16 protein-coding genes and 1 other annotated feature (1 of these 17 cut by a window edge) are annotated in these 17975 nt (G+C 43.5%); of the genes, 11 read left to right on the top strand and 5 right to left on the bottom strand.

Annotated features, from left to right (window positions below):
• Positions 1–76, top strand: a binding site (T-box leader) (it extends 161 nt beyond the left edge of the window).
• Positions 77–126: 50 nt separating this feature from the next.
• Both tyrS and sr7p read left to right on the top strand, forming a co-directional pair.
• The gene (gene tyrS, locus WA279_RS00105; protein WP_336153765.1) at positions 127–1395 is read left to right on the top strand and encodes a tyrosine--tRNA ligase; all 1269 of its coding nucleotides are present in this window, start codon (positions 127–129) and stop codon (positions 1393–1395) included.
• A 129-nt stretch (positions 1396–1524) separates the two neighbouring features.
• Complete coding sequence (gene sr7p / locus WA279_RS00110) at positions 1525–1653, top strand: small protein SR7P (protein WP_015714524.1); 129 nt, start codon at positions 1525–1527, stop codon at positions 1651–1653.
• 21 nt (positions 1654–1674) lie between these two features.
• Here sr7p and rpsD read toward each other — a convergent pair whose 3' ends face one another.
• Positions 1675–2277 carry a 30S ribosomal protein S4 gene (gene rpsD / locus WA279_RS00115; protein WP_003229304.1) on the bottom strand — a complete coding sequence of 201 codons (603 nt, stop codon included), beginning with the start codon at positions 2275–2277 and terminating at the stop codon, positions 1675–1677.
• A gap of 294 nt (positions 2278–2571) precedes the next feature.
• Here rpsD and WA279_RS00120 point away from each other — a divergent pair, with 294 nt between their 5' ends.
• Positions 2572–4311, top strand: coding sequence for a diguanylate cyclase domain-containing protein (locus WA279_RS00120; RefSeq protein ID WP_336153768.1), 1740 nt, complete (start codon positions 2572–2574; stop codon positions 4309–4311).
• Between the two features lie 37 nt (positions 4312–4348).
• On the opposite strand, the gene WA279_RS00125 is transcribed toward WA279_RS00120, so the two are convergent.
• The gene (locus tag WA279_RS00125) at positions 4349–4840 is read right to left on the bottom strand and encodes a GAF domain-containing protein (protein WP_336153769.1); all 492 of its coding nucleotides are present in this window, start codon (positions 4838–4840) and stop codon (positions 4349–4351) included.
• Between the two features lie 126 nt (positions 4841–4966).
• Here WA279_RS00125 and refZ point away from each other — a divergent pair, with 126 nt between their 5' ends.
• Positions 4967–5590 carry a transcriptional regulator RefZ gene (gene refZ, locus WA279_RS00130; protein ID WP_327828211.1) on the top strand — a complete coding sequence of 208 codons (624 nt, stop codon included), beginning with the start codon at positions 4967–4969 and terminating at the stop codon, positions 5588–5590.
• Here refZ and hisJ read toward each other — a convergent pair.
• The gene (gene hisJ / locus WA279_RS00135; RefSeq protein ID WP_336153773.1) at positions 5587–6393 is read right to left on the bottom strand and encodes a histidinol-phosphatase HisJ; all 807 of its coding nucleotides are present in this window, start codon (positions 6391–6393) and stop codon (positions 5587–5589) included. The genes refZ and hisJ overlap by 4 nt on opposite strands.
• A 196-nt stretch (positions 6394–6589) precedes the next feature.
• Between hisJ and ezrA the strand changes: the two genes are divergently transcribed.
• Positions 6590–8278 carry a septation ring formation regulator EzrA gene (gene ezrA / locus WA279_RS00140; protein WP_003229320.1) on the top strand — a complete coding sequence of 563 codons (1689 nt, stop codon included), beginning with the start codon at positions 6590–6592 and terminating at the stop codon, positions 8276–8278.
• Between the two features lie 95 nt (positions 8279–8373).
• On the opposite strand, the gene brnQ is transcribed toward ezrA, so the two are convergent.
• A complete protein-coding gene (gene brnQ, locus WA279_RS00145) occupies positions 8374–9711 on the bottom strand; it encodes a branched-chain amino acid transport system II carrier protein (RefSeq protein ID WP_017695726.1) in 1338 nt (445 codons plus the stop codon).
• Positions 9712–9905: 194 nt separating this feature from the next.
• On the opposite strand from brnQ, the gene WA279_RS00150 reads away from it, so the two are divergent.
• The 5 genes from WA279_RS00150 to WA279_RS00170 all read left to right on the top strand — a co-directional run bounded on the left by WA279_RS00150 (position 9906) and on the right by WA279_RS00170 (position 15946).
• A complete protein-coding gene (locus tag WA279_RS00150; RefSeq protein ID WP_336153776.1) occupies positions 9906–11051 on the top strand; it encodes a cysteine desulfurase family protein in 1146 nt (381 codons plus the stop codon).
• A 3-nt stretch (positions 11052–11054) separates the two neighbouring features.
• Positions 11055–12260 (top strand): tRNA uracil 4-sulfurtransferase ThiI, encoded by a 1206-nt coding sequence (thiI, locus tag WA279_RS00155; protein ID WP_160244735.1) that lies wholly within the window; start codon positions 11055–11057, stop codon positions 12258–12260.
• A gap of 93 nt (positions 12261–12353) precedes the next feature.
• Positions 12354–12569, top strand: coding sequence for an alpha/beta-type small acid-soluble spore protein (locus WA279_RS00160; protein WP_010329658.1), 216 nt, complete (start codon positions 12354–12356; stop codon positions 12567–12569).
• A 178-nt stretch (positions 12570–12747) separates the two neighbouring features.
• Entirely contained in the window at positions 12748–14337 is a 1590-nt protein-coding gene (mbcS, locus tag WA279_RS00165) for an acyl-CoA synthetase MbcS (protein ID WP_336153780.1), read from the top strand.
• Positions 14338–14356: 19 nt separating this feature from the next.
• On the top strand, positions 14357–15946 hold the full coding sequence (locus WA279_RS00170) for an amidohydrolase (protein WP_336153781.1): 1590 nt from the start codon (positions 14357–14359) through the stop codon (positions 15944–15946).
• 29 nt (positions 15947–15975) lie between these two features.
• Here WA279_RS00170 and WA279_RS00175 read toward each other — a convergent pair whose 3' ends face one another.
• A complete protein-coding gene (locus WA279_RS00175; protein ID WP_004399091.1) occupies positions 15976–16779 on the bottom strand; it encodes an NAD kinase in 804 nt (267 codons plus the stop codon).
• A gap of 185 nt (positions 16780–16964) precedes the next feature.
• On the opposite strand from WA279_RS00175, the gene sppA reads away from it, so the two are divergent.
• Entirely contained in the window at positions 16965–17972 is a 1008-nt protein-coding gene (sppA, locus tag WA279_RS00180) for a signal peptide peptidase SppA (RefSeq protein ID WP_021480310.1), read from the top strand.
• The last annotated feature ends 3 nt before the right edge of the window (positions 17973–17975 follow it).

Genomic DNA, 17975 nt, shown 5'->3' on the forward strand with positions numbered 1-17975 from the left:
TCAGGCAAAGTGATAAGACGAATGTTTGCATTCTCTTATTAGTAGGGTGGTACCGCGATAATCAATCGTCCCTTCGTGTAAACGAAGGGGCGTTTTTTATTTTAATCAAAAAAGGAGCTTTATCTTATGACTAACTTACTTGAAGACTTATCCTTCCGCGGATTGATTCAGCAAATGACAGATGAAGAAGGGTTAAATAAACAGCTGAATCAAGAAAAAATCCGCTTGTACTCAGGCTTTGACCCGACAGCAGACAGCTTGCATATCGGACACCTGCTGCCTATTTTAACACTTCGCCGTTTTCAGCTTGCAGGGCATCATCCGATTGCGCTTGTGGGGGGCGCGACGGGCCTCATCGGTGATCCAAGCGGAAAAAAAGCAGAGCGTACATTAAACACTGCTGACATCGTATCCGAATGGTCCCAAAAAATCAAAAACCAGCTGTCCAGATTTCTAGATTTTGAAGCAGCAGAAAACCCAGCTGTCATCGCGAACAACTTTGACTGGATCGGCAAAATGAATGTGATCGATTTCCTTCGTGACGTTGGTAAAAATTTCGGCATCAATTACATGCTGGCAAAAGATACGGTTAGCTCAAGAATTGAATCCGGCATCTCGTACACGGAATTCAGCTACATGATTCTTCAATCTTATGATTTCTTAAATCTTTACAGAGACAAAAACTGTAAACTGCAAATCGGCGGAAGCGATCAGTGGGGCAATATCACAGCGGGTCTTGAACTGATCAGAAAATCAGAAGAAGAAGGAGCAAAAGCGTTCGGCCTAACGATTCCGCTTGTCACAAAAGCAGACGGCACGAAGTTCGGAAAAACGGAAGGCGGCGCGATCTGGCTTGATAAAGAAAAAACATCGCCATATGAATTCTATCAATTCTGGATCAACACAGACGACCGTGACGTTGTCAAATACTTGAAATACTTTACGTTCCTTTCAAAAGAGGAAATTGAAGCATACGCTGAAAAAACAGAAACGGCGCCAGAAAAACGTGAAGCGCAAAAACGCCTGGCAGAAGAAGTGACATCACTTGTTCACGGACGCGAGGCGCTGGAGCAAGCCATCAACATCTCCCAAGCGCTGTTCAGCGGCAATATTAAAGAGCTTTCTGCTCAAGACGTAAAAGTAGGCTTTAAAGATGTTCCTTCTATGGAAGTTGACAGCACCCAAGAGCTTTCACTTGTAGATGTGTTGGTGCAATCTACATTATCTCCTTCTAAACGCCAAGCGCGTGAAGACATTCAAAACGGAGCTGTTTACATTAACGGTGAACGCCAGACGGAAATAAATTATACCCTATCAGGTGAAGACCGTATCGAAAACCAATTTACTGTTCTGCGCCGCGGGAAGAAAAAATACTTCCTTGTGACGTATAAATAAGAAAAAGATCCTTTGCCACTGAAGGCAAAGGATCTTTTTGTTTACCGCATAGGAATGAAAGGAAAAGAGTATATTAGATAGGGTAAACACGACCAATCACCACCTTTTAAATGAAAGGAGCGCTAAAGTGTGAATCTCATGTGTACGATTGCAAAAGAACGGCTGCAGCAGGATTACTGGGATCAGCAGGCGCAAGATAGTGTTGGCCAGCAAGAGGCGAATGACGAAACAGACGATAAAAAAACCCCGACCGCATAGCGGCAGGGGTTTTTAAAACGATTAACGAGAGTAGAACTCAACGATAAGCGCTTCGTTAATTTCCGGAGCAAGTTCAGAACGCTCAGGAAGACGAGTGAAAGTACCTTCAAGCTTTTCAGCGTCGAAAGTAAGGTATTCAGGAACGAAGTTGTTCACTTCAACAGATTCTTTGATGATAGAAAGGTTTCTTGATTTTTCGCGAACACCGATTGTTTGACCAGGTTTCACAAGGTAAGACGGGATGTCAACGCGGCTTCCGTCTACAAGAATGTGACCGTGGTTAACCAATTGGCGAGCTTGACGGCGAGTACGTGCTAAACCTAGCTTGTACACAACGTTATCAAGACGAGAATCTAAAAGAATCATGAAGTTTTCACCGTGTTTACCAGCTAGTTTGCCAGCTTTGTCAAACAAAGTGCGGAATTGACGTTCGTTTACACCGTACATGTGACGAAGCTTTTGCTTTTCTTGCAATTGCAAACCGTATTCTGATAATTTTTTACGTTGTCCTGGGCCGTGTGGACCTGGAGCGTAAGGGCGTTTTTCTAATTCTTTTCCTGTACCGCTAAGAGAGATTCCTAGACGGCGAGACAGTTTCCAAGATGGACCTGTATAGCGAGCCATAATGTGACTCCTCCTTTGGTTTTATTTTTGTGGAAAATAAAAACCGTCTGCTCTATTCGACCATGCACATTTTGTTTTCATGTATCCTCGCTCCAGCAGCAGAGAGTTACACGATACACCTTATTGATAAGGAACAAAATGAAAACATAGAAGCTGAACAAAAAGGCTGCAATATTTCACACAAAGGTCATTATATAATTTATTTGTCTTGAAGTCAACCATTCCTCCATTATTGCTTCAACGTTTATGATATAATAAACAAAAATTAGTGGTAAACTTTTAGGTGATAAAAACATGGTAGAACAAACTAAAGATCAATTATCCGCCTTTCATTATCATATGCTCGATTTTTTATTAACCAAATCTGAAAAAGTCACATTCACCGACTCTTTAATATGGCTGACTTCGGCTATTCAAACCTATTTTTCAACCCTTTGTGTTTCGCTTACACCGTCATCATCAGACTTTGTGACAAAACTGGCAGATGGTGAAGCGCGTTTTTCCGCTTCAAAAATAAACACTTCATGTTATCTGATTGAGGACGGCTCCGGCAGGCGTTTCCATCTTGCGTGCAGGCAGGATGAAGAGATTCCTGAGGGGCTTCCGGACGTGGTTGCTTCATTTTTAAACCAGTCGATGAAACAGGAAAGACTCTATAACAAAACGATCTACCAAAAAAAGATATACAAAATGACAGAGCTGTTCCATTCACTGCTTGATCAGACAGATGTGCTGAAGCAGCTTTTAGAAAGCTTGACCAGCACATTTTCTCTTTTTGAGTTTTCTTTATTTATATCGCACGATCAAGACCAATGTTTAGGGATTCCTGCAAAAGAGCTGTATATGGAAGGGGAAAAATCCGATTCCTTTGCGCTCAAAGTGTATTTGTCCGGAGACATTTTGCGGAAAAATGAATCTGTCGCCTATATTCCGATCAAAGGACAGCAGGGCACATACGGGGTGTTGAAGGCTGAGGGAACGGGTGACAGCTTTCTTACTGATGCCTGCCTTGATGAAATGTCGCTGTTAGCAAACGCGGCGGGAAAAGCGTTTGAAAATGCCCAGCTCTACGAACAATCCAAAGCAAGCATCGCAAATTTGGAATTGATTAATGAAACATCACGCCGCCTGAATCAGCGGCTGACACTGACTGATACAATGAATGATCTGGCTGTGAGAATGGCAGAATCGTTTCAGGCAGAAGAAGTGGGATTTTTTCATATAGACCATTTTGAAAACCTAACATTGCTTCCAGGCAGCACAGCATTTTTTAAAGAAGCGAAGCCGTCAGATTTTTATAATGAGCTGAAAGAAAAGCTGTATGAAGGTGAAAAAGGGGTTTTCATCGGGAATGGCCAGTCTGTTTTTGGGAAGGCGGGGTACGGCTCGCTGATGGCTGCTCCGATGATTCAAAACGACCGGCTTCTGGGCTTTGCGGTTTTATTGAAACAGGAGCTGTACGCTTTTACATTTGAAATGTACAAGCTGTTTCAGGCGCTGATTCATCACGCGACACTGGCTGTAACCAATTCAATGCTTCGCGACCGTCTTGAGCACCTTGTGAAAACAGATCAGCTGACTGAACTGTATTCACGAGTGTATTTAGATGAAAAAATTCAATACAGCATGAAAATCCACCAAAAGGGTGTTTTTATTCTTGTTGATATTGATAATTTTAAAAATGTAAATGATACGTACGGCCATCAGACTGGGGACGAGATTTTAATTCAAGTCGCTTCAGTGATTAAAAGCAACATCCGAAAGCATGATGTCGGTGCCCGCTGGGGAGGCGAGGAGCTGGCGATTTATTTGCCAAATGTGCCGGTTGCAGTGGGGAAACGGATTACTGAGCGACTGGTTTATGCGGTCAGAAAAAATACGAAACCCGAGGTAACCATTTCCTGCGGTATATCCTGCTGGACGACAGAAACAAAAAAGTCGCTGAAAGAGCTTGTGCATGAGGCAGATGAAGCGCTCTACAGCGCGAAACGGAGCGGGAAAAACCGCTTGATGATTCATGACTCAATAAAATAAAAAAAGCCCAAAACGATATCAGTTTTGGGCTTTTATATTACTGCGCTAACGCTTTTTCTAGCGTTTCGGCAAATTGAGTTAAGTATTTTTCATCAATTTCGTCGAAACGGTTTTTCACTGGGCTGTCGATGTCCAAGACGCCGACAATTTTTCCGTCTACACGAATCGGAAGCACAATTTCTGATTGAGACGCTGCATCGCAGGCGATATGTCCAGGAAACGCGTTTACATCCTCAACACGTTCCACTTTTCCGTTTGCGTACGCTGTGCCGCAAACCCCTCTGCCGAAAGGAATCCGAACACATGCCGGCAGGCCTTGGAACGGACCTAACACAAGCTGTCCATCCTCTTCTTTGGCAAAATAGAAACCCGCCCAGTTGACTTCAGGCAGCGAATGATACAGCAGTGCTGAGGCATTTGCATAGTTAGCTATTTGATCTGTTTCGTCTTCGGTCATGGCTTCGAGCTGTTTTAGCAGAAGCTGATAGTCTTTTTCTCTATCTCCAGATTGTTTTTCGACATGGAACATGGAAAACCCTCACTTTTTCTATAATATAAAACAAAGTTCCGGCTTTTCTGCCGGCATTTGTCGATAAGTTCTTACAGGAACAGCGGCTTTCTGCTTGAATAGTATCAAGAGGAAGGAGTGAGCCGTATGAAAGTAAGCACCAAAGACAAAATTATTGAATCTGCTGTCATGCTTTTTAACCAAAAAGGATTTTCTGGCACGTCTGTCCGTGAAATCGCAAAGTCAGCTGATGTAAATGTTGCGCACATCTCCTACTATTTTAAAGGCAAAGGAGGCTTGATGGAACACTTAGTTTCAGAGTTTTACGAAGGCTACAGCAAAACGCTTGAAACAGCGGCAAGCAGTATCTCTTCTCAAAGCACGCAGGAACAGCTTCTTCAATTGGTTTTCGATATTTTATCCTATCAGCATAATCATCGTCAATTAACTCGTTTTGTCTACCGGGAAGTCACAATTGACTCCACATTAATCAGGGAAATTATGTCGACATATCTAATGAAGGAAAAGTATATCTTTCAGCTGATCATTGAGGAAGGAGAAAAACAGCGTGAATATTTAACGCTGCCGCTGCCTCATTTTATTCTCCAATTAAAATCTCTCTTGATGATGCCCTATCTCCAGCCTCAATATATTTCAGAAGTACTCTACATGCAGCCGCACGAGCCGTATTTTTATAAAATGTATTTTGAAGAAATCAAGATTTGGATCAGAAGCGTCTTCCGGACAGGAGACGTGGCGCTCACCAACTAGCACCGTTCCAAAAACGCCTCATACGCATATCCGACATCTCCCGCTTGATGGGCATCAGACCCAAACACAAGCGGGATCTTCTTTTGCTTCGCTTCATTCAGCATCCAATCCTCGATATAAATACCGCCAGCGTAAGTTTTTCTTAAGCCGGAAGTATTGAAGTCGAGCTCCATTCCGTTTTCTTCAATGGCATTTAAGCACAGGGAAACGAGGCCGCGAATATGCTCTGACATGCTGTATGGAAACAGCTTGATGAATTTTTGGACGAGTGTGATGTGACCGACTCTTTTTGGCTTATAAATGCCGAGAGATGCTACAATGGAAGAATAGATACTCCGGTAATATTGTTCGTATACAGCTTCAATGCTTCCGCAGGCTGAAATCAGCTCTTTGAAGGTATGCTCGTCATAATCAAGGCATAGATAGGAAGAGTCTGTGCGCAAAAAATGAACGGATAAGATGCTGTCATCTAAATAATGCCCGTATGTGTCCAGGAATAATGTAATTTCGTCTTCAAATTCAGCGATATAATCGACTTCAAGCCCTGCCCGTATGCTAAGCTGTCCGCGATATTCTTTTTTTAATCCGGAAATTTCATAAATATAGCGTTCCAAAGAAGCTTGCGCCATCGCGCTGTCTTTCAGCGGCGTGGGATCGGTAAAAGAGGGCGGCAATGGGGCGTGTTCGGTAAAAGTAATCGATTCGAACCCTTTTTTTAAGGCTTCTTCTGCATATTGTCTGAGTGTGTCATTGGAGCCGTGAGGGCAAAATGGTGTGTGAATATGTCCGTCTCGCTTTTGCATTGATGTCACCCCATGAAAAAATAGTCAAATCCTGCCGATTTTGCACAAAAAGTTTTTGATTTCTGGTCAAAAAATGTTTGTTACATGGTATCATAATAACAATGAAAACGACAGTTTTTCTCAATACATATCCTGAAATCTTTCTGAATAAATAAAACACCCTGACAGATTAAGGTAAACAGCAAGGGGGCTCATTATGGAGTTTGTCATTGGATTATTAATTGTACTGCTTGCGCTGTTTGCGGCAGGCTACTTTTTCAGGAAAAAAATCTACGCCGAAATCGACCGGCTGGAATCGTGGAAGATTGAAATTCTGAATCGGTCGATCGTGGAAGAAATGTCTAAAATAAAACATTTAAAAATGACGGGTCAGACAGAAGAGTTCTTTGAGAAGTGGCGTGAAGAATGGGACGAGATTGTCACAGCCCACATGCCGAAAGTTGAAGAGCTCCTTTATGATGCCGAGGAAAATGCAGACAAATACCGGTTTAAAAAGGCCAATCAAGTGCTCGTTCATATCGATGACCTGCTGACAGCGGCTGAATCAAGCATTGAAAAGATTCTTCGGGAAATCAGCGATCTTGTCACAAGTGAGGAAAAGAGCCGTGAAGAGATTGAACAGGTGAGGGAGCGCTATTCGAAATCTCGAAAAAACCTGCTGGCTTACAGCCACCTTTACGGGGAGCTTTATGACAGCCTTGAAAAGGATCTGGACGAAATTTGGAGCGGCATCAAACAATTTGAAGAAGAAACAGAAGGCGGAAACTATATTACTGCACGAAAAGTACTGCTTGAGCAGGACCGCAATCTTGAACGGCTTCAGTCATACATAGATGATGTGCCGAAGCTGTTAGCTGACTGTAAACAGACGGTGCCCGGACAGATTGCAAAGCTCAAGGATGGCTATGGCGAAATGAAAGAAAAAGGGTACAAGCTTGAGCATATCCAGCTTGATAAGGAATTAGAAAATCTGTCAAACCAGCTGAAACGAGCGGAACATGTCCTGATGACTGAGCTGGATATTGATGAAGCATCCGCAATCCTGCAGCTCATTGACGAAAATATTCAATCTGTTTATCAGCAGCTGGAGGGCGAAGTTGAAGCTGGTCAATCCGTACTAAGCAAAATGCCTGAATTGATTATTGCTTACGACAAGCTTAAAGAAGAGAAAGAGCATACGAAAGCGGAAACTGAGCTGGTGAAGGAAAGCTACAGGCTGACAGCCGGTGAGCTCGGCAAACAGCAGGCTTTTGAAAAGCGCCTTGATGAAATTGGGAAGCTGCTATCATCCGTTAAAGATAAGCTCGATGCAGAGCATGTCGCCTACTCACTTTTAGTAGAAGAAGTTGCTTCAATAGAGAAGCAAATTGAAGAAGTGAAAAAAGAGCATGCCGAGTATCGTGAAAATCTGCAAGCGCTGAGAAAAGAAGAGCTTCAGGCGAGGGAGACGCTCAGCAATTTGAAAAAAACAATTTCTGAGACAGCAAGACTGCTGAAGACTAGCAACATCCCAGGCATCCCGAGCCATATTCAAGAGATGCTGGAGAACGCGCATCATCATATTCAAGAAACAGTCAATCAACTAAACGAACTTCCATTAAATATGGAAGAAGCCGGAGCCCATTTGAAACAAGCAGAAGATATCGTCAACAGGGCAAGCCGGGAATCAGAGGAACTTGTCGAGCAGGTCATCCTCATTGAAAAAATCATTCAGTTCGGAAACCGGTTCAGAAGCCAAAATCACATTTTATCTGAACAGCTGAAAGAAGCGGAAAGACGTTTTTATGCTTTTGATTATGACGACTCTTATGAAATTGCAGCTGCCGCTGTAGAAAAGGCTGCGCCAGGTGCAGTTGAAAAAATCAAAGCTGACATATCCGCTTAGATAATCACGACCATGAAAAAGAGCCCGCAGTGTAATGAGCAGGCTCTTTTTTTCATTACAAAACGCCTGCGCAATAACGCAGGCGTTCTGTGACATTAACTTATTTCATTAAGCTGTTTGGATGGTCCGATGAATAAGGTCAGCACATAGCCGATAACCGCTCCGACGATTCCTGGAAGTACCCAGCCGATGCCGAGGCTGTAAAGAGGAAGATTCGCATTTAGAAACGCATCTAAAGATCCAAGTGAAAAACCGGCTGCTTTGATACCGTCTAAAATACTGAAAAGTCCTGTGCCGATCAAGCATGCGATGTACACTTCGCGTCTTTCTTTAAAGATCTTATCGATGAAGGAAAGAACGATAATGACAATGGCAAGCGGATAGATAGCTGATAAAATAGGAACAGAAAACGCGATAATTTGCGCGAGTCCGAAATTCGCAATGATCAAGCTGAATAACGTGACAATCGTAACGACAATTTTATATGATAATGCCGGAATAAGTTTTGAAAAATATTGGCCGCAAGATGTGACAAGGCCGATGCTTGTTGTTAAACATGCGACTGTAATCGCTGCTCCGAGTACGATGTTGCCTAATGAACCGAATAAATAATGGGAAGACGCAGACAAAATTTTAGCTCCTTCACCAACAGGACCGATGGCATTTGTGCTTGTTGCACCTAAATAAGCAAGGGATACATAAATGAAAGTCAGCCCTAAAGCGGCAATCACACCTGCTTTAATGCAGGCTGCAGCAAGAGCTTTAGACTGTGTAACGCCTTTGCTTTTTACAGCATTTACAACGACAACGCCAAATACAATTGAAGCAAGTGCGTCCATTGTTTTATAGCCTTCTAAAAATCCTTTAAAAACCGGTGTTCCTTTATATGCTTCTGTCACGGCGCCCAATCCGCCCATCGGCGTGAAGATGGCTTTGAGAACAATGATTAAAATAATTGTGAATTTGATGGGAGTCAGAATTTTTCCGACTCGATCGACAACCTTGGATGGGTTTAACGCTAAATAGTACGTAACGCCGAAAAAGATAAGTGTAAATATTAATAAAGAAAGTCTTTCTGGTACGCCAGTCAAAAACGGAACAGCGCCAATTTCATATGAAACAGTTCCTGTTCTCGGGATGGCGAATAATGGTCCGATTGATAAATAAAGCACGACAGTAAAGATTGTGCCGAAAACAGGGTGCGCTTTGTCAGCAAGGCCTTTAGCGTCCTTACCGGTTAATGCGATGGCGATAATGCCGAGAAGCGGCAGGCCTACCCCTGTCAGTAAAAATCCGCCGATGGCCTTCCAGACGTTGTGTCCGGCTGCTTGTCCAAGTTCCGGCGGATAAATCATATTTCCTGCTCCAAAGAATAACGCAAATAGCATGAAGCCAATAATAATGGTATCTTTGACAGGCAGTGAGTGTTTCATGAAAAAAATCCTCCTAATAATTATGTTAAAATATTCTGTCAATTAATTGTCAGATAATATGACGAAACGAACAAATCTTATTATATGGTAAAAAAATTAGAAGTCAATACTAGTTTTTCGTAATTTTCTATTAAATTTTGTTATGGTAACATAAATATCATACCTTGTACCGCTTTCATAAAGGAGTAAAAAAGATGATATATTTAGATAATAGTTCAACGACGAAGCCTTACAATGAAGTCTTGAACGTATATGAACAGACAAGCAGCCGATACTTTGGCAATCCTTCATCTTTGCACCGATATGGAGCCGAAACGGAACAGCTGCTTCAAGCAGCCAAAAATCAAATCAAAAGGTCCTTAGGCCTAAAAAAATATGATATTGTATTTACGTCAGGCGCCACAGAAGCCAATAATGCGGCTTTAAAAGGAGCGGCTTTGTCCAAGATAAAAACAGGCAAACATATCATTGCCACTTCTATTGAACATCCATCCGTTACGGAATCGTTAGAACAGCTGAAAGAGTTGTTCGGGTTTGATATCACTTATCTTTCTGTGAATGAAGACGGTTTTGTTTCTATTGAAGAACTAAAAGCAGCCATCCGTCCCGATACTGTGCTTGTCAGCATGATGCATGTGAACAATGAAGTCGGTTCCGTGCAGCCGATTGAAGCGGCAGGAGAAGTGCTGAAGAAGCACCCGAACATTTTGTTTCACGTCGATTATGTGCAGGGCATCTATAAAGTGCCCTTGGCAATTGAAAAGGCCGGGATTGATCTGTGTTCAATTTCCGGGCATAAATTTCACGGGCTGAAGGGGACAGGCGCACTTATTGTAAAAGAAGGAACACGCCTTATTCCGCTCATAACGGGAGGCTCTCAGCAAAAAGGCATACGGGCCGGAACAGAACATACTGCTGGTGCGGTTTCGCTTGCCAAGGCCATTAATCTTGCCTCTGCAGATTTTGACACACGGCTTGACACGATGACTGCCGCAAAGGAATTGTTTATGAAAAGGCTGAGAGAAATTGAGGGCGTCGTTATCAACACGCCTCAAATGAATAGCGCGCCGCACATTATTAATTTCTCTGTACCGGGGATTAAAGCGGAAGTGCTTTTACACATGCTTGAGGAACAGGGTATTTTCGTCTCCACAACATCGGCTTGCTCAGCAAAAGAACATAAGCCCAGTAAAGTTCTCTTAGAGATGGGCAAAGGAGAGCAGATTGCCGGAAGCAGCATCAGAATCAGTTTAAATTACAGCCAGACAAGCGATGTGGCAGAACCGTTTATGAACGCGCTTCGTCCTGGCATCAAAAAATTAAGGGAAATGATGAGGTAGAACATGAATTACGATCATATATTAATTCGTTTTGGGGAAATTTCGACCAAAGGCAAAAACAGAAAAAGCTTTATTGAGCGCTTAAAACAAAACATCAGACTCGTTTTGAAAGACTATCCGAATTTAAAATACTTTTCCAACAGGGATCGTATGACGATTACATTAAATGGAGAGGATCCTGAGGCTCTTTTTCCTCATTTAAAGCAAGTGTTTGGCATTCAAAGCTTCAGCCTGGCAATTAAGTGTGACAGCCGCCTTGATGATATTAAGGAAACCGCTCTAAAGGCTATCAAAGATCAGTATAAACCAGGTGATACGTTTAAAGTCGCGACAAAGAGAGCGTATAAGCAATTTGAATTAGATACAAACCAGATGAACGCTGAAATCGGCGGCCATATTTTGCGAAATACAGAAGGATTGACGGTCGATGTTCGCAACCCAGACATCCCGCTCAGAATCGAAATCAGGGAAGAAGCAACATTTTTGACAATTCGTGATGAAAAAGGTGCAGGCGGTCTGCCAGTTGGTTCAGCAGGAAAAGCGATGCTGATGCTTTCTGGCGGTTTTGACAGCCCTGTGGCCGGTTTTTATGCGATGAAACGGGGACTGTCGGTAGAAGCTGTTCATTTCTTCAGCCCGCCATACACGAGTGAGCGCGCAAAGCAAAAGGTAATGGATCTGGCGAAATGTCTGTCCCGTTTTGGGGGAAGTATGACACTTCATATTGTTCCATTTACAAAAACGCAAGAGCTCATCCAAAAACAAATTCCTGAAAATTACACAATGACGGCAACCCGCCGCCTCATGCTTCAGATCGCCGACAGAATCAGAGAAAAGAGAAACGGGCTTGCCATTATTACGGGAGAAAGCCTCGGTCAGGTAGCGAGCCAAACGCTTGAAAGCATGTATGCAATTAATGCGGTGACGTCAACACCGATTTTGCGTCCGCTAATCGCCATGGACAAAACAGAAATCATCGAAAAATCACGGGAAATTGGCACATATGAGACAAGCATTCAGCCGTTTGAAGACTGCTGCACGATCTTTACACCGCCAAGCCCGAAAACACGCCCTAAAAAAGAGAAAATTGAACACTTTGAAAGCTTTGTTGATTTCGAGCCGTATATTCAAGAAGCGGTAGATAACATTGAGACAATGACCCTGTATAGCGAACAAGAAGCTAACGATAAATTCGCTGAACTCTTTTAAATCAATTTTCAGCTCCTGTATACAATTACCAAAGTTTTTCTGAATGAAGCCATGTGTTTTGACACATTCTATACTCACAAGGAGGTGAGACACATGGCACAAAACAGTCAAAACGGTAACAGCAGTAACCAACTTCTAGTACCAGGAGCTGCTCAAGCTATCGACCAAATGAAATTAGAAATCGCTTCTGAATTCGGTGTAAACCTTGGAGCAGACACAACTTCTCGCGCTAACGGTTCTGTTGGAGGAGAGATCACAAAACGTCTTGTATCTTTTGCTCAACAAAACATGGGCGGAGGACAATTCTAATTTACAATTTCACATAATGGCTTTGGAGTGGGGGAATCCCCACTCCTTTTCATTTTTTACATATAAAAAAGGACCAGCGGCCTATAAAATCTATGTTTACAGAGGTTGTTTTTAGGCATATCCTTACGGAAAGAGCCTGTATTTATGTATAATGGGTGGAGAAAGTGAGGAGTTGTTCGTGTTAAAACGTGAAGATTTAATTGCCCCTATGCAATATAATTTAGTGAATGAAATGGAAAAGTTCAGTGCTGCTGGACAAAAAACCGCTCTTCTGTGGGAGGACGAGTCGGGCAAGCAAGAATCTTGGTCGTATGAAAAGCTGATGGAAGAAACAAATAAAATCGGAGCGGCCTTAGCTGACCTTGGATTTAAAAAGGGAGACAAGCTGATTGTAATGGTACCGCGGGTGCTTGAAGCCTATGCTGTTTATTTGGCTATCCTGAAATCAGGGATGGTTGTCATTCCGTGCTCCGAAATGCTTCGCGCGAAAGATCTTGAATACCGGATTGAACATGCAGAGGTAAAAGGCGCCATCGTCTACTCAGAATTTATTGGCGCTTTCCGGGATGTCAGTACGGCTGACAAACTGATTACACTGTCTATTGGTGAAAATGATGCCGGCTGGAAAAACCTCTTATCAATTGAAGCGGACGGAAGCCAATTTAAAACAGCTGACACAACAAGAGATGATATGGCTTTCTTATCTTATACATCCGGGACAACAGGTCAGCCGAAAGGTGTTGTACATACACATGGATGGGCATTTGCTCATTTAAAAACTTCTGCCGGCGCTTGGCTTGATATTTCTGAAAAGGATATCGTCTGGGCAACTGCTGCCCCTGGCTGGCAAAAGTGGGTATGGAGTCCGTTTTTAGCGGTGCTTGGCAGCGGAGCAACCGGTTTTGTGTACCACGGCAGATTCAAAGCAGAAAAATATCTAGAGCTTTTAAATCGCTACAAAATCAATGTTTTCTGCTGTACGCCGACAGAATACCGCTTAATGGCGAAGGTCGAGGGCTTGGACCGCTTTGATCTTTCTGCCCTGCACAGTGCTGTTTCCGCAGGTGAGCCGCTCAACCGTGAAGTCATTGATGTTTTCCAAAAGCACTTTGGCATTAAGGTACGGGACGGATATGGCCAAACAGAAAGCACGCTTTTGGTTGGTGTTTTGAAAGATACGCCTATTAAACCGGGAAGCATGGGAAAACCGACACCGGGAAACCAGGTGGAGATCATAAATGAAGACGGTGAAATCTGCAAATCTGGTGAGGTTGGCGATATCGCTGTTCACCTCAGTACGCCTGCGCTCTTTAAAGAGTATTTTAAAGATCCGGAAAGAATGAAAACACAAATTCGCGGCGATTATTTCCTAACGGGAGACAGAGCAAGAAAAGATGAGGAAGGTTACTTCTGGTTTGAAAGCCGAAATGACGATATTATTATCAGCTCCGGCTATACGATCGGGCCTTTCGAGGTGGAAGACGCGCTTGTTAAGCATCCAGAAGTAAAAGAATGTGCTGTTGTCGCAAGCCCTGATGAAATCAGAGGCTCCATCGTAAAGGCATATGTTGTCCTGCAAAATCATGAAAAACGCAGTGATGAGCTTGTCAAAACGCTGCAAAACCATGTGAAGACGATTACCGCTCCATACAAATATCCTAGAGAAATTGAATTTGTGGAAAGCCTGCCGAAAACGGCTTCTGCAAAAATCAGACGAGTGGAATTAAGAAAACGTGAAGAACAGCTCAAAGCCAATAAAAAGGCGTAAAGAAAGAGAGTGAACGTGGATGAAGGCGATATGGCACGGCGGTTTCATTTATACGATGCTCAAAGAAGGCGATCGGACTGAGGCAGTTTATGTTGAGGATGGTGTCATAAAAGGCACCGGCAGCTACGAACGTTTGAAGGAAAAGTACGGGTCGCCGGAAACAGAAGAAATCAGCCTGAACGGAGCAGTGATGTTCCCCGGGTTTGTTGACAGCCATCTACATTTGATCGGCCACGGTGAGAAACAGCTTCAGCTCGATCTGTCCGCACTGACGTCGAAAGATGCAATTTTACAGGCTGCGAAGGAAAGAGGTCGGCAGCTTCCTAAAAATGATTGGCTCATTGGAGAGGGCTGGAATGAAAATCAGTTTGAGACACCTGACTACTTGACTAAGCATGATCTTGATCGCCTGTTTCCTGACAGGCCTGTCTTGCTCAAGCGTATATGCCGGCATGCAATAGCTGTCAATTCTGCGGCTCTTCAAGCAGCGGGAATTTCAAGAAATACTCCTGACCCTGACGGCGGAGTCATCGTAAAAGATGCAAATGGCGAGCCGACCGGACTCCTGTTTGATAAGGCGCAGGATTTGATTCTGAAGGCTGTCCCGCCATTCTCCCAGCACTATGTTGATGAGGCATTAACGGCTGCAATAAAGGATTGCTGGACAAAAGGCCTGACGGGCGGTCATTCGGAAGACTTGTCCTATTATGGTGATGTTTCGGTGCCGATAAAAGCTTATGAGAAAGCTGTTTCTAGCGGAAAGTATCCGTTTCGCTGCCATTTGCTCGTTCATCATGAAGCGGTCGATCGATGGGAGCAGCTGGAGAAACCGTCTGGCCCGTATGTGGAGTTTGGTGCGATGAAAATCTTTGCGGACGGGGCGCTTGGCGGGAGAACGGCTTTATTGAAAGAACCATATCAGGATGATCCATCAACAAATGGTGTTCAGGTTCATGATGACGAAACCCTTGGCCGGCTCATTCGCAAAGCGAGAGAAAAAGGGATGGAGGTTGCTGTTCATGCAATCGGTGATCTTGCTTTTGAAAAAGTGCTGAACGCAATTGAAAAGCATCCGCCCAAAAACGGCCGGCATGATCGGCTTATTCATGCCCAAGTGCTTGATAACGAATTAATCGAGAGAGCAGCACGCATGCCGATCGCACTTGATCTTCAGCCGCATTTCGTTGCAAGCGACTTTCCGTGGGTCATTGACCGTCTCGGAAAAGACCGGATGAAGACTGCATTTGCCTGGAAAACACTCATATCTAAAGGCATTTTATGCGCGGGCGGTTCAGACGCCCCGATTGAGCCTGTTGATCCGCTTCTAGGGATCCAGTCCGCGGTCCTCCGTAAAAGCAGTCATGAGCAAAACGGGCCAAGCTATAATGAAAGTGAATGTTTACCTGTATATGAAGCGATAAAGCTTTATACAGAAGGTAGCGCCGGTATCATTTATAAAGAGAAGTCACGCGGAAAAATTGCGGAAGGCTATGACGCGGATTTTACAGTTCTCAGTGGTGATCCGTTTGCCATTGACCCCGCACAGCTTCATCTTTTAGATATTAAAAAAACCGTGATAAACGGCCAGATTGTATATGAGAAATCATAAAAGGACAGGCAGCAGCCTGTCCTTATTTTCTATAAAAAAGTACGCTTCACTTTTTCCCAAAATGAATTGTCCTTTAGTTTGACTGTTTTGATTTTCTTATTAGACAGTTTGATTTCGATCGTTTTCACATTTCTCGTGCTGAGTGCTTCATTGTCCAAGCCGATGATTGGGTGTTCGTTGCCGTCCTGCACCACACGAAGGGTCAGCTTTCGGTCAGAGCTGAGGACAAATGGCGAGCCGAGTGTCCGGTAGGTATTATTGTTAAGGGATGCAAGCTCTGATACCTGCATGCATGGAAGCAATGGATCAACAACAGCTCCTGCAACAGACTTGTTATAGGCGGTACTCCCTGTAGGCGTTGAGATAATCATTCCGTCACCTCTAAACGTTTCAAAGTGCAGATCGTCAATCAGCACGTCCATCACAAAGGTTTTAATGATGCTTGAGCGGATGGATACCTCGTTTAAGCAGTGAAAAGGACTGGCTTGATCCACTGTCACTTCAATCAGCGGGTATTTTCTCACTTCAATTTGTTCAAACGTCATTGCATCGACCATTTTTTCTCGCTCATCACTATGAAAGTCGCAATATAAATGAGCTTTCCCCTTTTTGGTAATGCCGACGTACAAGCAGTCGTCACGAAAATTCGTCTTTCTGACTGCCTGCAAAAATGTGCCGTCCCCGCCAATGCTAGCGATAATGTTGGCGTCTGAGTGCTGGTTCACAACGGTAAATCCATGCTCTTCCGCTAATTGTGTTAACGAGCGGGCTTGTTCGTTCGTTTCCTGATCCTGTTTGTGAAAAAAATAAACATTACGGCGTTGATCGGTCATATCCCATTTCCCCTTTGCTGTCATATTTAAGTTTTTCTGCCATCCAGTATTTGTGATAAAATACCTTTGGCCATAAGTGTACCACGTTTGCCGGCAGCCCGTTAAGCCGGAGCTTTCTCATGAAGTGAAACATTTTTCATATTGAATCGTATAATGAGAGAGTTTAGGAAAAAGGAGGAGAAAAAATGAATGCAAAAAGATGGATTGCATTAGTGATTGCTCTGGGGATTTTCGGCGTGTCTATTATCGTCAGCATCTCTATGAGTTTCTTTGAAAGCGTCAAAGGCGCTCAAACGGATCTCACATCACTGACGGATGAATCGCAGGAAAAGACGCTGGAAAACGGCAGTCTCTCAAGTAAAATTGCCGTATTAGAGGTCAGCGGCACCATTCAGGATAATGGGGACTCAAGCAGTCTGCTTGGTGCAGACGGATATAACCACAGAACGTTCTTAAAAAACCTTGAGCGCGCAAAAGATGACAAGACGGTCAAAGGTATCGTTCTGAAGGTGAATTCTCCGGGTGGCGGAGTGTATGAAAGTGCTGAAATACATAAGAAACTGGAAGAAATCAAGAAAGAAACGAAAAAACCGATTTACGTGTCAATGGGTTCGATGGCAGCATCAGGAGGCTATTACATCTCAACAGCGGCTGATAAGATTTTTGCGACACCAGAAACCCTGACCGGGTCACTCGGCGTCATTATGGAAAGCGTCAATTATTCAAAGCTTGCCGATAAGCTTGGCATTTCTTTTGAAACGATTAAGAGCGGGGCCCATAAGGACATTATGTCTCCTTCCCGTGAGATGACGAAAGAAGAAAAAAACATCATGCAATCAATGGTTGATAATTCGTATGAAGGCTTTGTTGATGTCATTTCAAAAGGGCGCAGCATGCCGAAAGCAGAGGTAAAGAAAATTGCGGACGGCCGCGTGTATGACGGACGGCAGGCAAAAAAACTGAACCTCGTTGATGAGCTTGGTTTTTATGACGATACCATTACGGCGATGAAAAAGGATCACAAGGATTTGAAAAACGCCTCTGTCATTTCTTATGAGGAAAGCTTCGGATTAGGCTCACTGTTTTCTATGGGTGCGAACAAAATGTTTAAAAGTGAAATTGATTTTTTGAATATGAGAGAAATTCTATCGCAATCCGGTTCGCCGAGAATGATGTATCTCTATGCGAAGTAGGAG

This window comes from Bacillus sp. 204(2023) (assembly GCF_037027505.1).
GTDB classification, from domain to species: domain Bacteria; phylum Bacillota; class Bacilli; order Bacillales; family Bacillaceae; genus Bacillus; species Bacillus subtilis.

What these genes read in the sequence shown, in the direction of transcription:
- refZ (WP_327828211.1), top strand. Translation starts at nt 4,967, where the DNA reads ATGAAAGTAAGCACCAAAGACAAAATTATTGAATCTGCTGTCATGCTT.
- WA279_RS00175 (WP_004399091.1), bottom strand. Translation starts at nt 16,779, where the DNA reads ATGACCGATCAACGCCGTAATGTTTATTTTTTTCACAAACAGGATCAG.
- thiI (WP_160244735.1), top strand. Translation starts at nt 11,055, where the DNA reads ATGAATTACGATCATATATTAATTCGTTTTGGGGAAATTTCGACCAAA.
- WA279_RS00150 (WP_336153776.1), top strand. Translation starts at nt 9,906, where the DNA reads ATGATATATTTAGATAATAGTTCAACGACGAAGCCTTACAATGAAGTC.
- WA279_RS00125 (WP_336153769.1), bottom strand. Translation starts at nt 4,840, where the DNA reads ATGTTCCATGTCGAAAAACAATCTGGAGATAGAGAAAAAGACTATCAG.
- ezrA (WP_003229320.1), top strand. Translation starts at nt 6,590, where the DNA reads ATGGAGTTTGTCATTGGATTATTAATTGTACTGCTTGCGCTGTTTGCG.
- WA279_RS00120 (WP_336153768.1), top strand. Translation starts at nt 2,572, where the DNA reads ATGGTAGAACAAACTAAAGATCAATTATCCGCCTTTCATTATCATATG.
- WA279_RS00170 (WP_336153781.1), top strand. Translation starts at nt 14,357, where the DNA reads ATGAAGGCGATATGGCACGGCGGTTTCATTTATACGATGCTCAAAGAA.
- brnQ (WP_017695726.1), bottom strand. Translation starts at nt 9,711, where the DNA reads ATGAAACACTCACTGCCTGTCAAAGATACCATTATTATTGGCTTCATG.
- hisJ (WP_336153773.1), bottom strand. Translation starts at nt 6,393, where the DNA reads ATGCAAAAGCGAGACGGACATATTCACACACCATTTTGCCCTCACGGC.
- sppA (WP_021480310.1), top strand. Translation starts at nt 16,965, where the DNA reads ATGAATGCAAAAAGATGGATTGCATTAGTGATTGCTCTGGGGATTTTC.
- WA279_RS00160 (WP_010329658.1), top strand. Translation starts at nt 12,354, where the DNA reads ATGGCACAAAACAGTCAAAACGGTAACAGCAGTAACCAACTTCTAGTA.
- rpsD (WP_003229304.1), bottom strand. Translation starts at nt 2,277, where the DNA reads ATGGCTCGCTATACAGGTCCATCTTGGAAACTGTCTCGCCGTCTAGGA.
- tyrS (WP_336153765.1), top strand. Translation starts at nt 127, where the DNA reads ATGACTAACTTACTTGAAGACTTATCCTTCCGCGGATTGATTCAGCAA.